Source organism: Vibrio rubrogenes, assembly GCF_059641415.1.
Window position 1 is genome coordinate 80466 of the sequence record NZ_JCARSY010000012.1, and the last position, 15436, is coordinate 95901.

Sequence of the window (15436 nt, forward strand, 5' to 3'; positions counted from 1 at the left end):
GATACTGCCAGTATGGATGACGAATGTGACGAAATCCCCCGAGGGGGGATTTCTATGACTAAAACACTAAAATATCAGATGAGCGATACCCGTGATGACCGGCAGCGTGATCAGGGTGCGCAAAATAAAGATAATAAATAGTTCGACAATATTGACCGGAATACGACTGCCCAGTAACAAAGCACCGACTTCCGACATATAGATGAGCTGGGTGACCGACATGGCTGCGATAATAAAACGGGTCATCTCATTATCAATCCCTGAAGCCAGAATGGCCGGAATAAACATATCGGCAAAACCGACAACAATGGTTTCTGAGGCTTGAACGGCTTCAGGTACACCGAGCAATTGTAAGAACGGGATGAAAGGCTGACCTAACATCGCAAACACCGAGGTATGTTCTGCCACGATGAGCGCAAGTGTACCCAATCCCATCACCACCGGTAACACGCCAAAAACCATATCTGCGGCATTACGCAGCCCTTCTGCCACAATGGCGCGACCGGATTGCACTTGTTGTGCCCGCCGGATTGCCAGCTTCATTCCCCAGGAAAATGAATGATGTCCGTCAGGAATCGCATCCGCAGCACGTTCGGGCTGGCTACCATCGACGTACAGATCTTTTTTCAGGCTTAATGGGGGAATTCTCGGCAAAATAATTGCAGCCGCAAGGCCGGCGAGACAGATCGTGCCATAGAATGGCAAAAACAGGTGCTCTAGCTTGACCTGAGCAAGTACCACCAGACTAAATGTGATCGACACGGCAGAGAAGGTAGTACCGACAACCGCGGCTTCCCGTTGGGTATAAAACTTCTCTTCGTACTGTTTGCTGGTCAACAAAATACCGACACTGCCGTCGCCCAGCCAAGATGTCATGCAGTCGATCGCGCTGCGTCCCGGTAAGTTAAAGATCGGCCGCATCACCTTACTCAGGAGCGTGCCGAATAACTCCAGCAAGCCGAAGTTGAGCAATAAAGGCAGGAGTAATCCCGCAAAAATAAACACAGAAAATAGCGTTGGCAGCAGGCTTTCCAATACCATACCGCCGGTATTCTTTTCCCAAATCATCGCCGGGCCCCAGTGATATAAACTGGAGAATGCCGCAACACCCCCGATGACCCGGACAATCAACCAAAGCGGCGATGGGGATAAGAGTTGATCTAAAAACGGCTGCCGACGAATGACAGCGGGTTGATAGCAGCGGTAAAGCAGCGATAGCCCTGCCATACCTGCGATGATTAGCGTAATGATCGTGACAATATATTCGTCTAGGAAATCGCGCAACGTCGCAGCAAGAATCGCAACGGGGATAGTTAAGTCACCCTGATAGCGTAGCGGAGCCATGAACAGGAAAATCCCTGCTAATGATGGAAGCAGAAAAAGCCAGAAATAGCTTCTGGATTCTGAAGGTTCAACGTCAAGCGCTTTTGTATTGTCTTGCATGGTTATTCTCAGATATGTCAGTGGCCTATGCATCGTGAACGCTCTCGTTCTGAGGCGAGTTCGCAATGCCTGACACCGGCAAATATTCAAAAAAGTAAGTCGTCTATTCAGACTCAATATGTTCGATAGAGCCCAGATGATAAGGCGCGAAGAATATCTGTTTTTGAATATCGTCGCAACACTATTCATCTATCCTATCTATTTATTCACTATTTTTGTGCTATGAATACCTTTTAAGTTAGATAATTGTATCTTGGTGTTGCGTCGAAGTTACGTTGATGACTCAAGATGATATGCGCTGATGAAACCGTGAAACTTGAGTAACATAAAATCAGTGCTTCATATCATCCGTATGACAGTGTGTTTGTTTTGGTCTTCATCTATGATTGTAGATGTGTGCGATATTTCTTATGATAGGTTGAGTCTGGTTATTTTTTGCTCACATGTGAGGGTGCTACTCATTTTCGTCAGCAAATCATAGTGATCAGACTAAAACAAAGATAATTGGCTATATGATAAACGGAGTTTGCAGATGATTAGGAAGCGCTTTTTTAAAACCAAAGATGAAGTAGAAGTCATTTTTGAACTGGACATCCCTGAGACAGCATCCAATGTTGCGATTGTCGCGGACTTTCTGGATTGGAAACCTGAGCCGATGAAGAAAGTCGCCAAATCTTCGACATACAAATACAAAGCGCGTCTCCCGAAAGATAGTGAATATCAGTTTCGCTACTTGCTAGGAGAAAGTCAGTGGATGAATGATCCCAATGCTGATCAATATATTCCCAATGGATACGGCGAAGATAACGGTCTTGTTTCTACCCATCAGTAACATTCTGATTTTGATGCTGAGTTGACTTCAACAGCGGTGAATCATATCCGTGTGATTGACTTGTCGGGTCTGGAGAAAGGGTGCTTTGGTACCCTTTCAATTATGCTTTGACTTTACTCTGGTATTGATTACGTCATAAAATCCTATGCTTGTACGTTTTTGATCTATTTTGCAAGGTGGGGTTGTGGTTAAGTTAATCGTTGAACGTGTGATGTCGCTGTCCAGACGACAGCGTGTTTTCATCTTGGGATTACCTTTGTTGGTTGGGGTTTCTTTTTATATGCTATTGAACGATCACACCACACGTCATAGCCTTGATGTCAGCATTGCTGCAGAGCAACAGCTTGTCGATTCGTTGGTTGCAGAACAAACCCAAGCCCCCGCAGAAAACCTGCCTGATTATGAGTATGTGATTCGTCCCGGAGATAACCTCAGTACCATTTTTGAACAACTTGGATTCGGCTACCGTGATTTGTTGAAAATCATGGAAACGGATTTGAACTACTTGGCCCTCGATACGATTCAGCCCGGTGATACCCTGAGATTCTGGCGGAACAAGGAAGATCACAGCTTAGAAAAAATGTCGCTGCAATTTAGTTTAGTCAAACAGGTCGTGTATACCCGTTTGGATGATGGCAGCTATGCGTATAAAGAGATCAAAATCCCCGGAACTTGGAAACCGTTCCCACTGATTGGTGAGATTGAGGGATCGTTTTCACAGTCGGCTTATCGGCTGGGGCTCAATAGCAATGAAATTGAGCAGATGGTCACTTTACTGAAAGACAAAGTGAACTTCACAAAAGATTTGCGTGCTGGCGATCAGCTTGAAATCGTCCAATCGAAGCAGTTCGTCGGAGATCAACTGACCGGCAACAGTGAAATTCAGGCAATCAAAATATTTACCCGTGGTACGGTGGTTGCCGCTTACCTGCATACTGACGGACAGTATTACGATCAGGATGGCCATAGTCTGCAAAAGGCATTTCGTCGTTACCCGACCAGCCGTCATTGGCGGATGAGTTCGCCATTTAATCCTTTCCGCCACCATCCGGTGACGGGGCGCATCATGCCACACAACGGAACTGATTTTGCGACACCGGTCGGAACCCCTGTACTGTCTACCGGTGATGGCACGGTGATTATTGTCCGTAAGCACCCATACGCAGGGAATTATATTGTGATTCGCCATGACAGCACTTACATGACGCGTTATCTGCATTTGAGTAAGATTCTGGTTCATCGCGGACAAAAAGTGTCCCGGGGGCAAAAAATCGGATTATCCGGTCAGTCGGGAAGAGTGACAGGCGCACACCTGCACTATGAGTTGATAGTGAAGGGACGCCCAGTTGACGCCATGAAAGCCAAAATCCCGATGGCAACCTCTGTTGCCAAGAAAGAGATGGAGCAATTTATTACGCACCGGAACAAAATGAATCAGTTACTTGAACGGCAAGAGTTAAAGCTTGCTGCGCATACAGAAGACAAAACAGGGCAGAGTTAAGCGCATTTAGCGCTGAGCTTGATTTATCCCGAGTATTATCATTATCTGTTTGATTCTTTCCGTCCGAGCAATTGGTGAATAACCATCTCGGGCGGGAGTGGTGCCGAGAATAGATAACCCTGAATTTGCGTACAGCCCATCTCATATAACCGCGCCAATGATTGCTCCTCTTCAACACCCTCCGCAACTAAATCTACATCCAATTGATTGGCAAGTTGAATGATCAAACTGACGACTTTCTCGGATGTATCGTTGCATAGCATATTTTTGATGAACGATGCATCTATCTTGATACAATCAATCGGATAATTATGAATATAATTCAGACTAGAGTAACCGGTACCGAAGTCATCCAGCGCAACTTTGAAGCCGGCATCCCTTAGGTTTCTGAGAATATTTCGGGAGACTTTTCGTTGTGACAGCAATGCCGTCTCCGTCATTTCGATCGTGAACTCTCCCGGATAAAAACCATAGCGCGTGATCAGTTTCGTCAGTGTCTGAATATAATCCCCCTGCTGATTTAACTCATAGGCTGAACAGTTAATACTCAGTCTAATCTTTTGGCCCAACGACTGCTCAATTTGCTTTTTGGCAAGGCAGGCGAGTTCAATAACCCGATGGCCAAGTTCGATAATGAGGCCGGATTGTTCTGCCGCTGCGATGAACTCGACCGGAGAGAGCTCTCCGAGTACCTGACTCTGCCAGCGACAGAGTACTTCAAAGTAGTTCCAGGTTGATTGATGTTGTCTGACGATCGGTTGGAGCACGACATAAAGCTCCTGTGGCTCGTCGATATTTTTGCTCAGAGTGTCTCTGAGTGCATCAATCACTTGATTCCTACGGTGATACGCCTCGCTCAGATGGGTGTCGTAACAACAAATTGCGGGCTGACAGAGCTTCTTGCTATTTTTGAGTGCCAGACTGGCGTTGAGCAGCAATTGATCTGCATCGATCGATTCTTCCATATATCTGGCAGTACCGATACTTGCTGAGAGTCTGATGTGATGGGTTGTATCTTGATATCCGGCACGAATCCGGGTGAGTATCTTTTGGCAGACCTCAGTGGGATGTGGATCAAAGGTGATGAAAGCAAATTCGTCGCCGGCAATCCGAAATGTCAGTTGCTCGTCTTGAATACATGCAGCAATCGCGTGGGCAACAAATCTTAACACCTGATCACCAATATAATTGCCGTAGAGATCGTTAATATATTTGAAATCGTTGATGTCCAGCATTCCCAGGGTAAAACTGAATTGGCTTTGAGATGCTGACACGAGCCTTTCCAGCGTGTCGGCAAGAAAACTACGGTTCATCAGATTGGTCAGGTCATCGTGGGAAACTTCATAATTCAGGCGGTTGAGTAATACATCCGTTCGGTTGGTTTGATGTTTAAAACGACGGTATTGCATCACGACCTGCGAGACCAGACGATGCCACTGTATGATTACAGATGGTTCAGCAATCGGTGACTGTGTTAATGAAATAAACAGATAGATCCGATCACCGGATACCGTATGGTTCACCATGGTTCCCAGATAGCCTTCAATTTGATGTTTTACCAGATAACTTGCATGAGGGCAGCGTTGGTGAACCTGAGCCGGGATTAAATAATACTGATGTGGCTGATGCTCAAGCTGATACATAATCAGAGTATCCAGATGCGTACCGATATCTTCATCAAACAACTCCGCTGCAGATGCAGCGAGCAGACGTTTCTGTTGTTTGACTTTATCGATCTCAAACAGCAAAGAAGCAGTTGCATCTGTTGCCTGCTGTAACATCTCGGTTGATTTTTGATAGAGAGAACAGTCGGTAATCGAAATCAGTTCAGAGATCGATTGCAAATCCACTTCGTTGAACGAGAGTGGTCCACTTATATTCATACTGAAAGCCTGCTGACATTGTGATTTTATTTTGTTTTCCCATATAACTTTGGGCTAAGAGTAATGCTTTTTCCAGTTTTGGGCTCGATTTACGCCCATTGTCTGAGGTCTGGCATGGGTTAGTCTTGAGAATAAATGAATTTGTGAGAGTATACGCGGGTTACCCGATGATGTGTTTTTGCATGTCGGGATGATTTGACGCCAGCAAAAAACAGAGACGGAAATAAAAATGTTACAGCATGATTTTGAACAGATGGTGAAGCAGGCCTGTGAGACCGGAAGTTTACCGCTCGCACTTGCCTATTTGAAGCAGGTTGACGAAGCAGAAATTGCTTCAGCGGCTGAAGCTTTAAGCGGGCAATTTATGATTGCAGAGATTGAGGGTGAGCAACGTATTTATCATGTGACCATCCAAGAAGATGAATCGGGAACGCCTGAAGAGCTTGCTGAATACGTGATGACTGAAGGGGATGATGTGATTCGGTTTGTGGCTTGGTTTTTCGATACGCAGTTCAGTATCAAAGGGAAAGAAACCTATCAGGCCGCGGGTAAAACGTATACTCAGCCAAAGCGCAAATAATATGATGGACGTTGGCGTCTGGCGCTGAGTCAGCGACGACATTCCCCTTAAAATAGCCGTTATAGCCGTTAAAAAAAAAACCTCCCTGATAAAAGGGAGGCAAAGAACATGAAGTGACCAGTGATTCTGCCATATCACTGTGAAAGAAGCACAAACGCTGCCTGCATTTGTCACTGAATAGATTGCAGAGATTGTGCCAAGTTATTAATGTTAATTAAATCAATTATTTATTTGTTTTTCTGTTATGGCGCACTTTGACAGGTGCGTTACAATGGGGCAAAACTGTGATGAAATGGTGCAGTGAGCGCCGTGTCACGACGGCCTGACCATAAAAAAGGTCAGGCATCTCTGCCTGACCAATCGTGGATTATAGGGTTCTGTTCGTTGGGGTTAGAAATCGTAACGAATACCCGCTTGGAGTTGATCGTCCGTGTTCTCCAGCTGTTCAAACTTGTAGCCGGTATAAACACGCAGATTACCATTGAATTTATGCTCGACTTCCAGTGCAAGATGATCGACCGTATCCTTGTTATCCACTTCCTGGAAGTTATATACAGCGATCAGTGAGGTTTTGCCCAGTTTGTATTTTGCACCCAGCTCATAGTCATCGGCATCAACTTCTTTACCGTCGGAAACGGCTGTACCAGTGCCGTATAGGGCTCCCAGTGTTAATGCATCCAGTTTAAATTGTCCGCCGATATTGAATTGGTCTTCAGAGTTAGAGCCATTGTCTTGAGTCACATAGCCCAGACCAACGGTCAGATTTTCAGTAAAACCATACACAGCAGAGATACCGAAACTATCATTGTCTTTCTCGTCTGAGGCAATATAGTTCGCCTGAAGACTCAGCGCATCGAATTGACCGGAATAAACAAAGTTGTTGTCACGCTTGTCTTTATTACCATCGACAAGGTCAGCAGCTTCTTCATCAAATGTGTTCATCAGATCCGTAAAGTTTGTCACCTGTACCTGAGCTGAATCTTGCTTACCATAGGAGAACTCTCCAATGTTTGTGCCCATACCAGCATAGAAATAACGGTTGGTCAGGTTATCGCCATCCCCGTCTCCTTTGCTGCTGCTATTATTGAGTTCAGCTTCATATTTACCAAAGCCATATAAATCATCAGAGAGCGCTGTTTTTCCGACTAAGTTAACCCGAGCCCGAGATTTGTCTTTAAAACGGCTATTTTTAGTAGACTCATTTTCGTCGGAAAGATTGAAACGCGCTTCAGCACGACCACCCACTTTCAGGGTCGTGCCTTTGCTATCATAGACTGTGGCAGCAATAGAAGAGCCGGATACCAATGCTGTGAGAATGGCTGTTGTCAGAACTGCTTTTTTCATCTTGTTTACCTTATTCCATTGTGATTGAGCTTCTTTGCTCTTTTTTGTAATGACTGGAGTAAGTTAGAAGGAAAAGATGAATATTAGATTGCAGAACTCTTACTATTACATGTTGTTTTTATTTGATTTTTTTATGATTTTTATGAAAATAAGCGTTCTGATGTGTATCAAATATAAATGTATATTACTAATGTATATTTATATCTGATGATTTGGGCGAGTTAATCTATGGTGCTATGCATAGGGTGGTATTGTATATATGAGTGGTATTGATAGTCATGACTATTCTAGTGAATCATCCCGTTTTATGGTTTGATGAAACATCTTGAATTACGGTGGTAAAGATTATGAATTTTTTAGCGCACTTGCATCTTGCTCAAGTCTGTCAGTCGAGCCCGCTGGGAAACCTGCTGGGGGATTTCGTCAAAGGTGATCCGCAGGGACGCTACCCGGAATTAATCGTTAAGGGGATCCGCTTACATCGCTTTGTTGATGCATATACGGATCGACATCCCGTGGTGCAGGCACTGAAGTCTTGTTTCCCGGCAGAGAGCCGCCGTTTTGCCCCCATCGGACTCGATTTATTCTGGGATCACTGTTTAGCCCGTGACTGGCATGATTTACATGACCACCCACTCGATACATTTTGCCAAACCGTGCATGGGCAAATTGAGCAAGAGTTGACGTTTACGCCGCCGGAATCTTTTATGCAGGTTCACCAACGGATGTGGCAAGGGCGCTGGCTGGAGTCTTATGCTGAATTCGATAATATTGAGTTTGCTTTACAGCGGATGTCTCGTCGCTCACCCCGGATGCAAGCGCTCACCAGTTGTATTCCATCGCTGAAGACACATTATCAACATTTGTCTGAGAACTTTACTCAGTTCTATCCACAAGTCCTGGAAGCGGTCAGTGTGGCGTTTTCAGAGATGGAATAATGGCACGAATCATTGTATTCGTGAGGGCCTTAGACTATCGCTTCTCTGGCTGTCTGCATGTTTTGAGTTTTTCCGAGAGCATAATAAAAATCAGACAGAATCCCCCTATACAGAGCACAACAGTCGCTAGATAGATCGTATTGTTATCGGGCAAACGGGCAAAGTAGGTTGATGTCAGGCTGACCAGAATCATCTGCAAGCTACTGTAGAGCGCACTCATTCTACCGCCGGATGTGGCCGGAAACAGTTGCAGTGCCGATGCTATCGTATTACTGAATATCAGTGCCTGACCGAATGTTGCAATCATGAATGGGATAATCAATACATAAATATTTTGGTATCCGTTCAGATTGGCAAAGAGCATGGCTGCCCCGGCAGTGAGAATAAATATACTCCCGATCATACATGAAAAGTAAATGCCGTGTTTCAGGACAATCTTACGGTTCATCGATGCTGCCAGATAATAGGGGACCCCGATAAGAACAGCGAGATATCCATACTCATCCGGAGAGAAGTTAAAATGTTCCTGAACTAAAAATGGTGTCATGAGATTGTAGGAAATCACAATACAGTAGGCAAAAAATCCCCCCAATACATTGATCATAAACTGCGAATTGGATATCGCATGAAGATAATCCTTCAGGGTTATTTTTAATAAATTGTCCTGCTGTTTTTCAGGTGTTGCTGTTTTGGTTTCCGGAAGATAGAAAAAACACAAGACCATGATAAACAGATCAAACAGAGCCAGAAAAATAAAAACGGAGGTCCAGTGAAAGGTCTTGGTCAGCAGACCGCCAATCACCGGGCTTAATCCAAAGCCCAGCGCAAATCCCATCGAGAGATAGGATGAAGCACTCGCCAGCTCTTTTCCGGAGAAAACATCCCTGACAATGGAACGTCCACTGGTCAGTAATCCACCACATCCCAGCCCTTCCAAAATTCGGCACAAGGTGAAAATTTCAAAAGTCGAACTGAATATATTGCCGACAAATCCGACTAGCGCCAGTAATAAAGCGGTGAACAGAATCGGTTTTCTCCCGATACGGTCAGAAATAGGGCCGAAAAACATCGGAGATATACCAAAACCGATAATGAAGCATGTTACGGTTAATTTGGTTTGGAATTCATCAATCACCAGACCACGACTGCTCTCGGGCAATGCAGGCAGATATAACGCAATCGATGCCTGACCTAAAATCGTGATGATTAGGATCAGTTTTTTTATTTGTGATTGTTGGGATTGGACGTTGTGCATCTTGAGTACATATTGTTTGAACGGTATTAGGGATTGTATTCAAATGCCACCGGATTAATATAAAGATTCTTGCAATACAGCTTTGCGTAAGGTGCAAACCCGTGAATCATTATCCCAGTTCAGAGCAGCTTTTTTTATTTTCAACGGTTGTTGATCAGGGCAGTTTTTCGAAAGCTGCCGCGCATATTGGTGTGCATGTCTCAACGGTCACCAGGCAGATTGACCAACTGGAGCAACTCATCAAAGCGAAGTTACTGATTCGTTCAAGCCGTTTTTTAGGGTTAACGGAAGCGGGCCGATATCTTTATGAAAGGTCGCAGCCGTTGTTAAAAGATATTGCCGATACGATTGAGACGATTCGTTCAATCGAGCAGTCGACATCCGGCGTTATCCGCATGAGCTGTCTGCCGACATTTGGCAAAATGATCGTCATCCCTTTTCTTGCTCAGTGTCACCGGCAAGGGATGAATATTGATATTCATTTGAATTTAACGGAAAGACTGATTGATCCGATTGTAGAACGTCTGGACTTAGCCATTCGCGTCGGGGAACAGCCAAACAGTAGCTTATATCCCCAAAAAGTGGGGACTCAAACGTGGCATATCTGTGCCAGTCCTGCTTTATTGTCCCGCTATTCCGCTGAGCAGATTGGCCAGTTAAACCATTTACCGCTGATTGATAAATGCGCCGAGTACAACTCGCTGTGTTGGAAAGGACTGGAAAAATCAAATGTTATCGCGGCCAGATGTGACGATTTTCATGCTCAGCTGATGCTGGCAATGGCAGGCATTGGCGTTTGCTGCTTACCGAATTGGGTGGTTGCGGCCGCAATTGCCTCTGGGGAGCTTGTCAAAGTGATGGATGACCCGTTTGATCGGTGTGAAACGATTTATGCACTCAGGCCATTCCGGAAAGCCAGTGCAAAAGTGAGCTTAGCGATGGATGGTATTGAAGCTGCGCTGGCAACTATCTCCGGGACGATGATGGCAACTGGTAGCCAATGAGCCTCAAGCGGCTCATTGGTCGGAGCAGGAGTATTCAGGAACCGTTGTGATTGTATGACTTTACTGGTCCGTAAAGCGGGCAAATTCAGTCGTGTATCGTTCTCCTGCAACACCGAGTTGCGCGGTGATCTCACTGAGCTGACGTACTTCATCGGCTTGGAGACGGAGCTCGGCGGCACCAATGTTGTCATCAAGGTGAGCAATCCGTCGACAGCCCGGTATCGGTACAATATCGTCGCCCTGATGGAGTAACCAAGCCAGTGCGATTCTGGCTGGCGTCGTGGCCTTGTCTGTGGCGAGCTGACGGATCGCATCAACCAGCCGCAGGTTGGTGGCGTAATTCTCGTCACTTAGCCGTGGATCGCCCCAAGCGCGAAAGTCATTCTTAGCGTAGGCGGAAGCGGGTTTGGTATCACCGCTCAAGAATCCCCGTCCCAAGGGGCTGAATGGCACTAAGCCTATCCCCAGCTCGCGCAGTAGTGGCAGCGTTTCGTGTTCCAGATGGCGTTCCCACAGCGAATATTCGCTTTGTAGCACCGAAACCGGACAGGTTTGGTGAGCTTTACGGATGGTTTCCGGTGCCGCTTCAGATAAACCAAAATGGCGAACTTTCCCCGCCTCAATCAATTCGGCGACTGTCCCTGCAACGTCTTCAATCGGGACGTTAGGATCCACCCGGTGTTGATAGAGAATATCGATATAATCGGTCTGGAGCCGTTGCAGAGAGGCATCCACCACCTCCCGGATATGTTCCGGGCGACTGTTGAGTCCGGGAAAAGCGCCGTCACGGATATCAAAACCAAATTTTGTCGCAATGACGAGTTCTTGCCGTTGACCTTTCAGCGATTTGAGCCATTTCCCCAGTAATATTTCATTGGTATATGGCCCATACATTTCAGCGGTATCGAAAAAATTAACGCCTTGTTCCAGCGCATGATTGAGTGTGGCAAACGATGCACTTTCATCATAACCCCCATAAGCATGGCTCATTCCCATACAGCCCAATCCTAACGCTGAAACTTGTAGACCCTGACTTCCTAAATGACGCTTTAGCATGTGTGTATCCTTAATCATTGATGAACAGGGTTATTATGCGCACATTGACATTGTTTATTAATACTTCAGAATATTCATTAACTATGAAGGATAAGATTGATAATTATCTCACGTCTATCGATATGAACCCCATTTATCTCAAGAGCTATATCAATGAAAAGCAGTGAATATACAGAAATGAAAGCGTTCAAAGCCGTTGCTGAACAGGGGAGTTTCTCTGCTGCCGCGAAGGTATTACGCATCACGCCCTCGGCCTTGAGTCAGATTATTAAACGTTTGGAAGATAATCTGGGCAGTCGGCTGTTTAACCGGACGACGCGCAGTGTGGGACTGACGGAAATCGGGTTGCGGTTTTATCAGCGCCTGCGGCCGGCACTGGATGAAATCGAAGCTGCGTTCAATGAAGTACAGACTCAGTCGGGCGCGCTGGCTGGCACGGTTCGGTTGCACCTGACCACAGCTGCGGCTGATGCGATCTTACAGCCGGTTTTAGGGCAGTTTTATCGGGCATACCCCGATATCGTGCTGGATATTCTGGTTGAAGATGCTGTGATTGATTTGGTGGCTGATGGGTTTGATGCCGGGATCCGGTTGTGGGAGTTTGTTGAGCAAGACATGATAGCCTACCCGATCGGACCGAAAGTCCGCATGTGTGCTGCGGCTTCGCCTCAGTATCTACAGACATATGGCCGGCCTGAAACTCCGGCTGACTTGCGTGATCATCTGTGTCTCAACTGGCGTCTTTCCGGTGACAGGGCTGTGTACCGGTGGGAGTTTTTCCAGCACGGGCACTGGTTTTCAATGGCCGTTGACGGGCCATTGATCACCACCAGCAGAGAGCTGGCCGTGACAGCGGCATGTGAGCATCAGGGGATTGTTTTCTGGACGGAAGACAAACTCAGGCCTTGGCTGGAAAGAGGCGAGCTATTGTCTGTTCTGGATGATTTCTGCCCATTCTTTCCGGGGTGGCATCTCTGTTATCCACGTCACCGACATACTTCCAGCGCTTTGCAAGCCTTTATCCAGTTTATGCGTCAGGCTTATCCGCTACCACTGCCTGCCGAAAAAACACGGGAAAATAACTAAGCTGACCGAAACCCGTCGACACAAGCGGGTTTCGGTCAATAACCACACAATTGAAAGCCTGTTTAGCAATTTCCTTTCTTAGCCTGTCCCGGCGGGCAGAACTTCCCTTTGCTATTTGTTTCCGTGGTGTTCACTTTCACCTTGGTGTCGTTAATTTCTCCTTCAACCCGGGTCAACTGGCAGCCGGATAAAACAATGCATGTGACGACAATTATGAGAAGCTGTTTCATATATTCACCAATAGAATCTTTATGTATTTATTTATACATAATAGTTGGTTCAAGAGCGCGTTTGTCTAGGAGACGTAAAAATTCTGGGGATTGATGAATTTGAAACACAGTCGGTTAACAGGCGAACGGGTAACCGATATGAGTGGATTTGATGGTGATGGTGATGGTGATGGTGATATGGGCTTATTTCGACGGACTTACGTTCGATGGGCTTATATTGGGTGAGCTTATATTTGGTGAGAACATACCGTAAATCGCATGACTCAGAATTCGGTCTCCGACTTTTTCCTGATGGCTGATTATACCTTCCAGAGTCATACCTAACCGTTCGCAGACGGCTCTGCTCGGTCGGTTATCTTCAGCGACCGCAATTTGAACTTTTTCGACATTGAGTGTTTCGAATGCGTAGGCAATTAAAAAACGACAGGCGCGGGTAATAATTCCGTTTCCCTGATATTGCTGACCGATCCAGTAACCGATTTCGGCTTTTTTCAGTTCATGGTCAATCGTATTAAAACCAATATTTCCGACCAGCTCTCCTCGAAACTCAATTGCGCAATCCAGACCATCACCATCAATATATTTATAAAGTGAACCTTGAATAAAAGTTTTGAAATCATCAGGGGTACGACAAACTCTAGGCCAGTTTAACCATTGTGAGAGGTATTGTTTATTTTCTTGTACGAGTTCAGCGTATCGGGGCGCAAGTGATTCATGCAACTGGTATAAAATAATATCCTGATCGATCGTCCATTTCAGCATAAGGTGATTTACTTTCCTCTGAATTATTATCGGTTATATTGAATCTTTTAATTGAAAGCCATCTGAACATTCATTCAATACAGATTAAAGGAACATCTCAGCAAACAGAAGATAAAATGCCCGGTTATTTTATCTGCTATAAAACATTGTGATGCGCTGTCGTATTTTTCTTCCGGTTTATCGAATTTTTTACAGTAAAGAAAATTATCGTGTTATGGTTTGATATGATATATGAATTCATAAGCATATGTTGTTAAATACGGTATTGGAACAATGGAGAAACCATGAAACTAAAAAATACGATATCCATCGCATTGTGTGCTGCAGCGTCTTTCATTTCCATGAGCGCTTTCGCGGTCGATAAAGATTCGATTGCAGCCCGGTTGGCATCTCAGTTACATGATTCAGGTCATTTGAATCAGCAAATTATACAGATCGAACGCTCACATACACCGATACGGGTAAACACATTTTTAGCCCCGCAAAGTATGCTGGCACATCAGTCAATTGATGAAACGATGGAAATGTGGTTATTCCTGCCTTCAGATCGTGCGCTGGATGATGATATGACTGATCTGGTGGTCGCATATCCGCCATCCGGTGATGAAGATTCATGGACTAAAATCGTGGGTTATACCCTCAGCGGCGACAAAGTATCGCTGGCTGTCGATCAGGAACCCAGCGTCCCGGTGCTGGTAGTGGATGACAACGGTTATTACGCCATGAAAGAGAGTGTCAAAAAACTAAATACACTGTTACAGGAAAACGGCTTACAGGCAAAAACATCGCATACACCTCACTTCAGTGCACCAGCAAATGAAGCAACTGGTTTTGATGCTACCAAATTAACCAAAGTGAACGTCAACAATGTGCGTGAACCCTGGATTAAAGGAGCAGCAGAAGTTTATAGCGTTGTCACTGGTGTTTTGAGTGGTAATGAACCACAAATCATAGCTGTTGAAATGCCTTATCTGGATTACAAAGAGACCAACTATTATCCCAATCAAATCGTGATTAATTGGTCGGAATATAATTATCGGGTCGTTGACATGCTCATGTACGAACATGATTCAGGAACCAATTACAAAACGTTGGTTCAAGCGCTGGTGGCGGCTGTCGGAGAAGCCGGTTCTCTGGCTGGCTGGACACCTTCATCTGCGATTGCGGAAATTACCAGTCGTGTGATTGCAGCGATGCCTGATTCCGTGTTTGTTGATGATGATGACTTCATTGATGCGTGTTATACCCTTGAGCGCGGCAAATCTTATATTGATTTCCATTGTTCAGCCGATAATGCGGTTATCAGTATGGAACCGTTCTTTGTTGAACCCAATTAAATCAGTTGAGTATTCAATGGCACATTGTGCCCTTGAATTCCGGAGATACTCCGGGAAATAAAAATCCGGCCCAAATGAACTGACCCCCAATAGTTGGACACGAATTATTGGGGGTGTTTTTATGGTTTTGATCTTAGTTTGCGTCCTTATTTAAATCACGGATTCAAATAACGAATAGCAATAAC

Annotated in this window: 14 protein-coding genes; 7 read left to right on the top strand and 7 right to left on the bottom strand. The window is 45.3% G+C overall.

Translation table 11 applies throughout. From position 1 onward, the window contains the following. Positions 1 to 66: 66 nt before the first annotated feature. The gene (locus AC55NX_RS10950) at positions 67 to 1443 is read right to left on the bottom strand and encodes a YjiH family protein (protein WP_496995759.1); all 1377 of its coding nucleotides are present in this window, start codon (positions 1441 to 1443) and stop codon (positions 67 to 69) included. 532 nt (positions 1444 to 1975) lie between these two features. On the opposite strand from AC55NX_RS10950, the gene AC55NX_RS10955 reads away from it, so the two are divergent. Together AC55NX_RS10955 and shyA are read left to right on the top strand one after the other, a co-directional pair. Then, positions 1976 to 2275, top strand: a complete 300-nt coding sequence (locus tag AC55NX_RS10955; RefSeq protein WP_496995760.1) for an isoamylase early set domain-containing protein — start codon at positions 1976 to 1978, stop codon at positions 2273 to 2275. 184 nt (positions 2276 to 2459) lie between these two features. After that, positions 2460 to 3776, top strand: a complete 1317-nt coding sequence (shyA, locus tag AC55NX_RS10960; protein ID WP_496995761.1) for a peptidoglycan DD-endopeptidase ShyA — start codon at positions 2460 to 2462, stop codon at positions 3774 to 3776. A gap of 41 nt (positions 3777 to 3817) precedes the next feature. Here the strand turns inward: shyA and AC55NX_RS10965 are convergent, their stop codons facing one another. Continuing rightward, positions 3818 to 5659 carry a putative bifunctional diguanylate cyclase/phosphodiesterase gene (locus AC55NX_RS10965; RefSeq protein WP_496995762.1) on the bottom strand — a complete coding sequence of 614 codons (1842 nt, stop codon included), beginning with the start codon at positions 5657 to 5659 and terminating at the stop codon, positions 3818 to 3820. Positions 5660 to 5888: 229 nt separating this feature from the next. On the opposite strand from AC55NX_RS10965, the gene AC55NX_RS10970 reads away from it, so the two are divergent. Then, positions 5889 to 6239: a hypothetical protein gene (locus AC55NX_RS10970; RefSeq protein ID WP_496995763.1), complete on the top strand. Its 351-nt coding sequence runs from the start codon at positions 5889 to 5891 to the stop codon at positions 6237 to 6239. 390 nt (positions 6240 to 6629) lie between these two features. Here the strand turns inward: AC55NX_RS10970 and AC55NX_RS10975 are convergent, their stop codons facing one another. Next, positions 6630 to 7583, bottom strand: coding sequence for a porin (locus AC55NX_RS10975; protein ID WP_496995764.1), 954 nt, complete (start codon positions 7581 to 7583; stop codon positions 6630 to 6632). 347 nt (positions 7584 to 7930) lie between these two features. Here AC55NX_RS10975 and AC55NX_RS10980 point away from each other — a divergent pair, with 347 nt between their 5' ends. Beyond that, positions 7931 to 8521, top strand: a complete 591-nt coding sequence (locus AC55NX_RS10980) for an acyl carrier protein phosphodiesterase (protein ID WP_496995765.1) — start codon at positions 7931 to 7933, stop codon at positions 8519 to 8521. 34 nt (positions 8522 to 8555) lie between these two features. On the opposite strand, the gene AC55NX_RS10985 is transcribed toward AC55NX_RS10980, so the two are convergent. Next, positions 8556 to 9776, bottom strand: a complete 1221-nt coding sequence (locus tag AC55NX_RS10985; protein WP_496995766.1) for a multidrug effflux MFS transporter — start codon at positions 9774 to 9776, stop codon at positions 8556 to 8558. A 101-nt stretch (positions 9777 to 9877) separates the two neighbouring features. On the opposite strand from AC55NX_RS10985, the gene AC55NX_RS10990 reads away from it, so the two are divergent. Further along, positions 9878 to 10780, top strand: coding sequence for a LysR family transcriptional regulator (locus tag AC55NX_RS10990; RefSeq protein ID WP_496995767.1), 903 nt, complete (start codon positions 9878 to 9880; stop codon positions 10778 to 10780). Positions 10781 to 10840: 60 nt separating this feature from the next. On the opposite strand, the gene AC55NX_RS10995 is transcribed toward AC55NX_RS10990, so the two are convergent. Continuing rightward, positions 10841 to 11836 (bottom strand): aldo/keto reductase, encoded by a 996-nt coding sequence (locus AC55NX_RS10995; RefSeq protein WP_496995768.1) that lies wholly within the window; start codon positions 11834 to 11836, stop codon positions 10841 to 10843. A gap of 153 nt (positions 11837 to 11989) precedes the next feature. Here AC55NX_RS10995 and AC55NX_RS11000 point away from each other — a divergent pair, with 153 nt between their 5' ends. Then, positions 11990 to 12922, top strand: a complete 933-nt coding sequence (locus AC55NX_RS11000) for a LysR family transcriptional regulator (RefSeq protein WP_496995769.1) — start codon at positions 11990 to 11992, stop codon at positions 12920 to 12922. A gap of 62 nt (positions 12923 to 12984) precedes the next feature. Here the strand turns inward: AC55NX_RS11000 and AC55NX_RS11005 are convergent, their stop codons facing one another. Together AC55NX_RS11005 and AC55NX_RS11010 are read right to left on the bottom strand one after the other, a co-directional pair. Then, the gene (locus AC55NX_RS11005) at positions 12985 to 13152 is read right to left on the bottom strand and encodes a hypothetical protein (protein ID WP_496995770.1); all 168 of its coding nucleotides are present in this window, start codon (positions 13150 to 13152) and stop codon (positions 12985 to 12987) included. Between the two features lie 183 nt (positions 13153 to 13335). Next, positions 13336 to 13914 carry a GNAT family N-acetyltransferase gene (locus AC55NX_RS11010; RefSeq protein ID WP_496995771.1) on the bottom strand — a complete coding sequence of 193 codons (579 nt, stop codon included), beginning with the start codon at positions 13912 to 13914 and terminating at the stop codon, positions 13336 to 13338. A gap of 284 nt (positions 13915 to 14198) precedes the next feature. Between AC55NX_RS11010 and AC55NX_RS11015 the strand changes: the two genes are divergently transcribed. Further along, a complete protein-coding gene (locus AC55NX_RS11015) occupies positions 14199 to 15251 on the top strand; it encodes a DUF3103 family protein (protein ID WP_496995772.1) in 1053 nt (350 codons plus the stop codon). Positions 15252 to 15436: the final 185 nt, after the last annotated feature.

Excerpts from the sequence above, each read along its gene's own strand:
- AC55NX_RS10950 (WP_496995759.1), bottom strand. The coding sequence starts at position 1,443 with ATGCAAGACAATACAAAAGCGCTTGACGTTGAACCTTCAGAATCCAGA.
- AC55NX_RS10955 (WP_496995760.1), top strand. The coding sequence starts at position 1,976 with ATGATTAGGAAGCGCTTTTTTAAAACCAAAGATGAAGTAGAAGTCATT.
- AC55NX_RS10965 (WP_496995762.1), bottom strand. The coding sequence starts at position 5,659 with ATGAATATAAGTGGACCACTCTCGTTCAACGAAGTGGATTTGCAATCG.
- AC55NX_RS10970 (WP_496995763.1), top strand. The coding sequence starts at position 5,889 with ATGTTACAGCATGATTTTGAACAGATGGTGAAGCAGGCCTGTGAGACC.
- AC55NX_RS10975 (WP_496995764.1), bottom strand. The coding sequence starts at position 7,583 with ATGAAAAAAGCAGTTCTGACAACAGCCATTCTCACAGCATTGGTATCC.
- AC55NX_RS10980 (WP_496995765.1), top strand. The coding sequence starts at position 7,931 with ATGAATTTTTTAGCGCACTTGCATCTTGCTCAAGTCTGTCAGTCGAGC.
- AC55NX_RS10985 (WP_496995766.1), bottom strand. The coding sequence starts at position 9,776 with ATGCACAACGTCCAATCCCAACAATCACAAATAAAAAAACTGATCCTA.
- AC55NX_RS10995 (WP_496995768.1), bottom strand. The coding sequence starts at position 11,836 with ATGCTAAAGCGTCATTTAGGAAGTCAGGGTCTACAAGTTTCAGCGTTA.
- AC55NX_RS11000 (WP_496995769.1), top strand. The coding sequence starts at position 11,990 with ATGAAAAGCAGTGAATATACAGAAATGAAAGCGTTCAAAGCCGTTGCT.
- AC55NX_RS11005 (WP_496995770.1), bottom strand. The coding sequence starts at position 13,152 with ATGAAACAGCTTCTCATAATTGTCGTCACATGCATTGTTTTATCCGGC.
- AC55NX_RS11010 (WP_496995771.1), bottom strand. The coding sequence starts at position 13,914 with ATGCTGAAATGGACGATCGATCAGGATATTATTTTATACCAGTTGCAT.
- AC55NX_RS11015 (WP_496995772.1), top strand. The coding sequence starts at position 14,199 with ATGAAACTAAAAAATACGATATCCATCGCATTGTGTGCTGCAGCGTCT.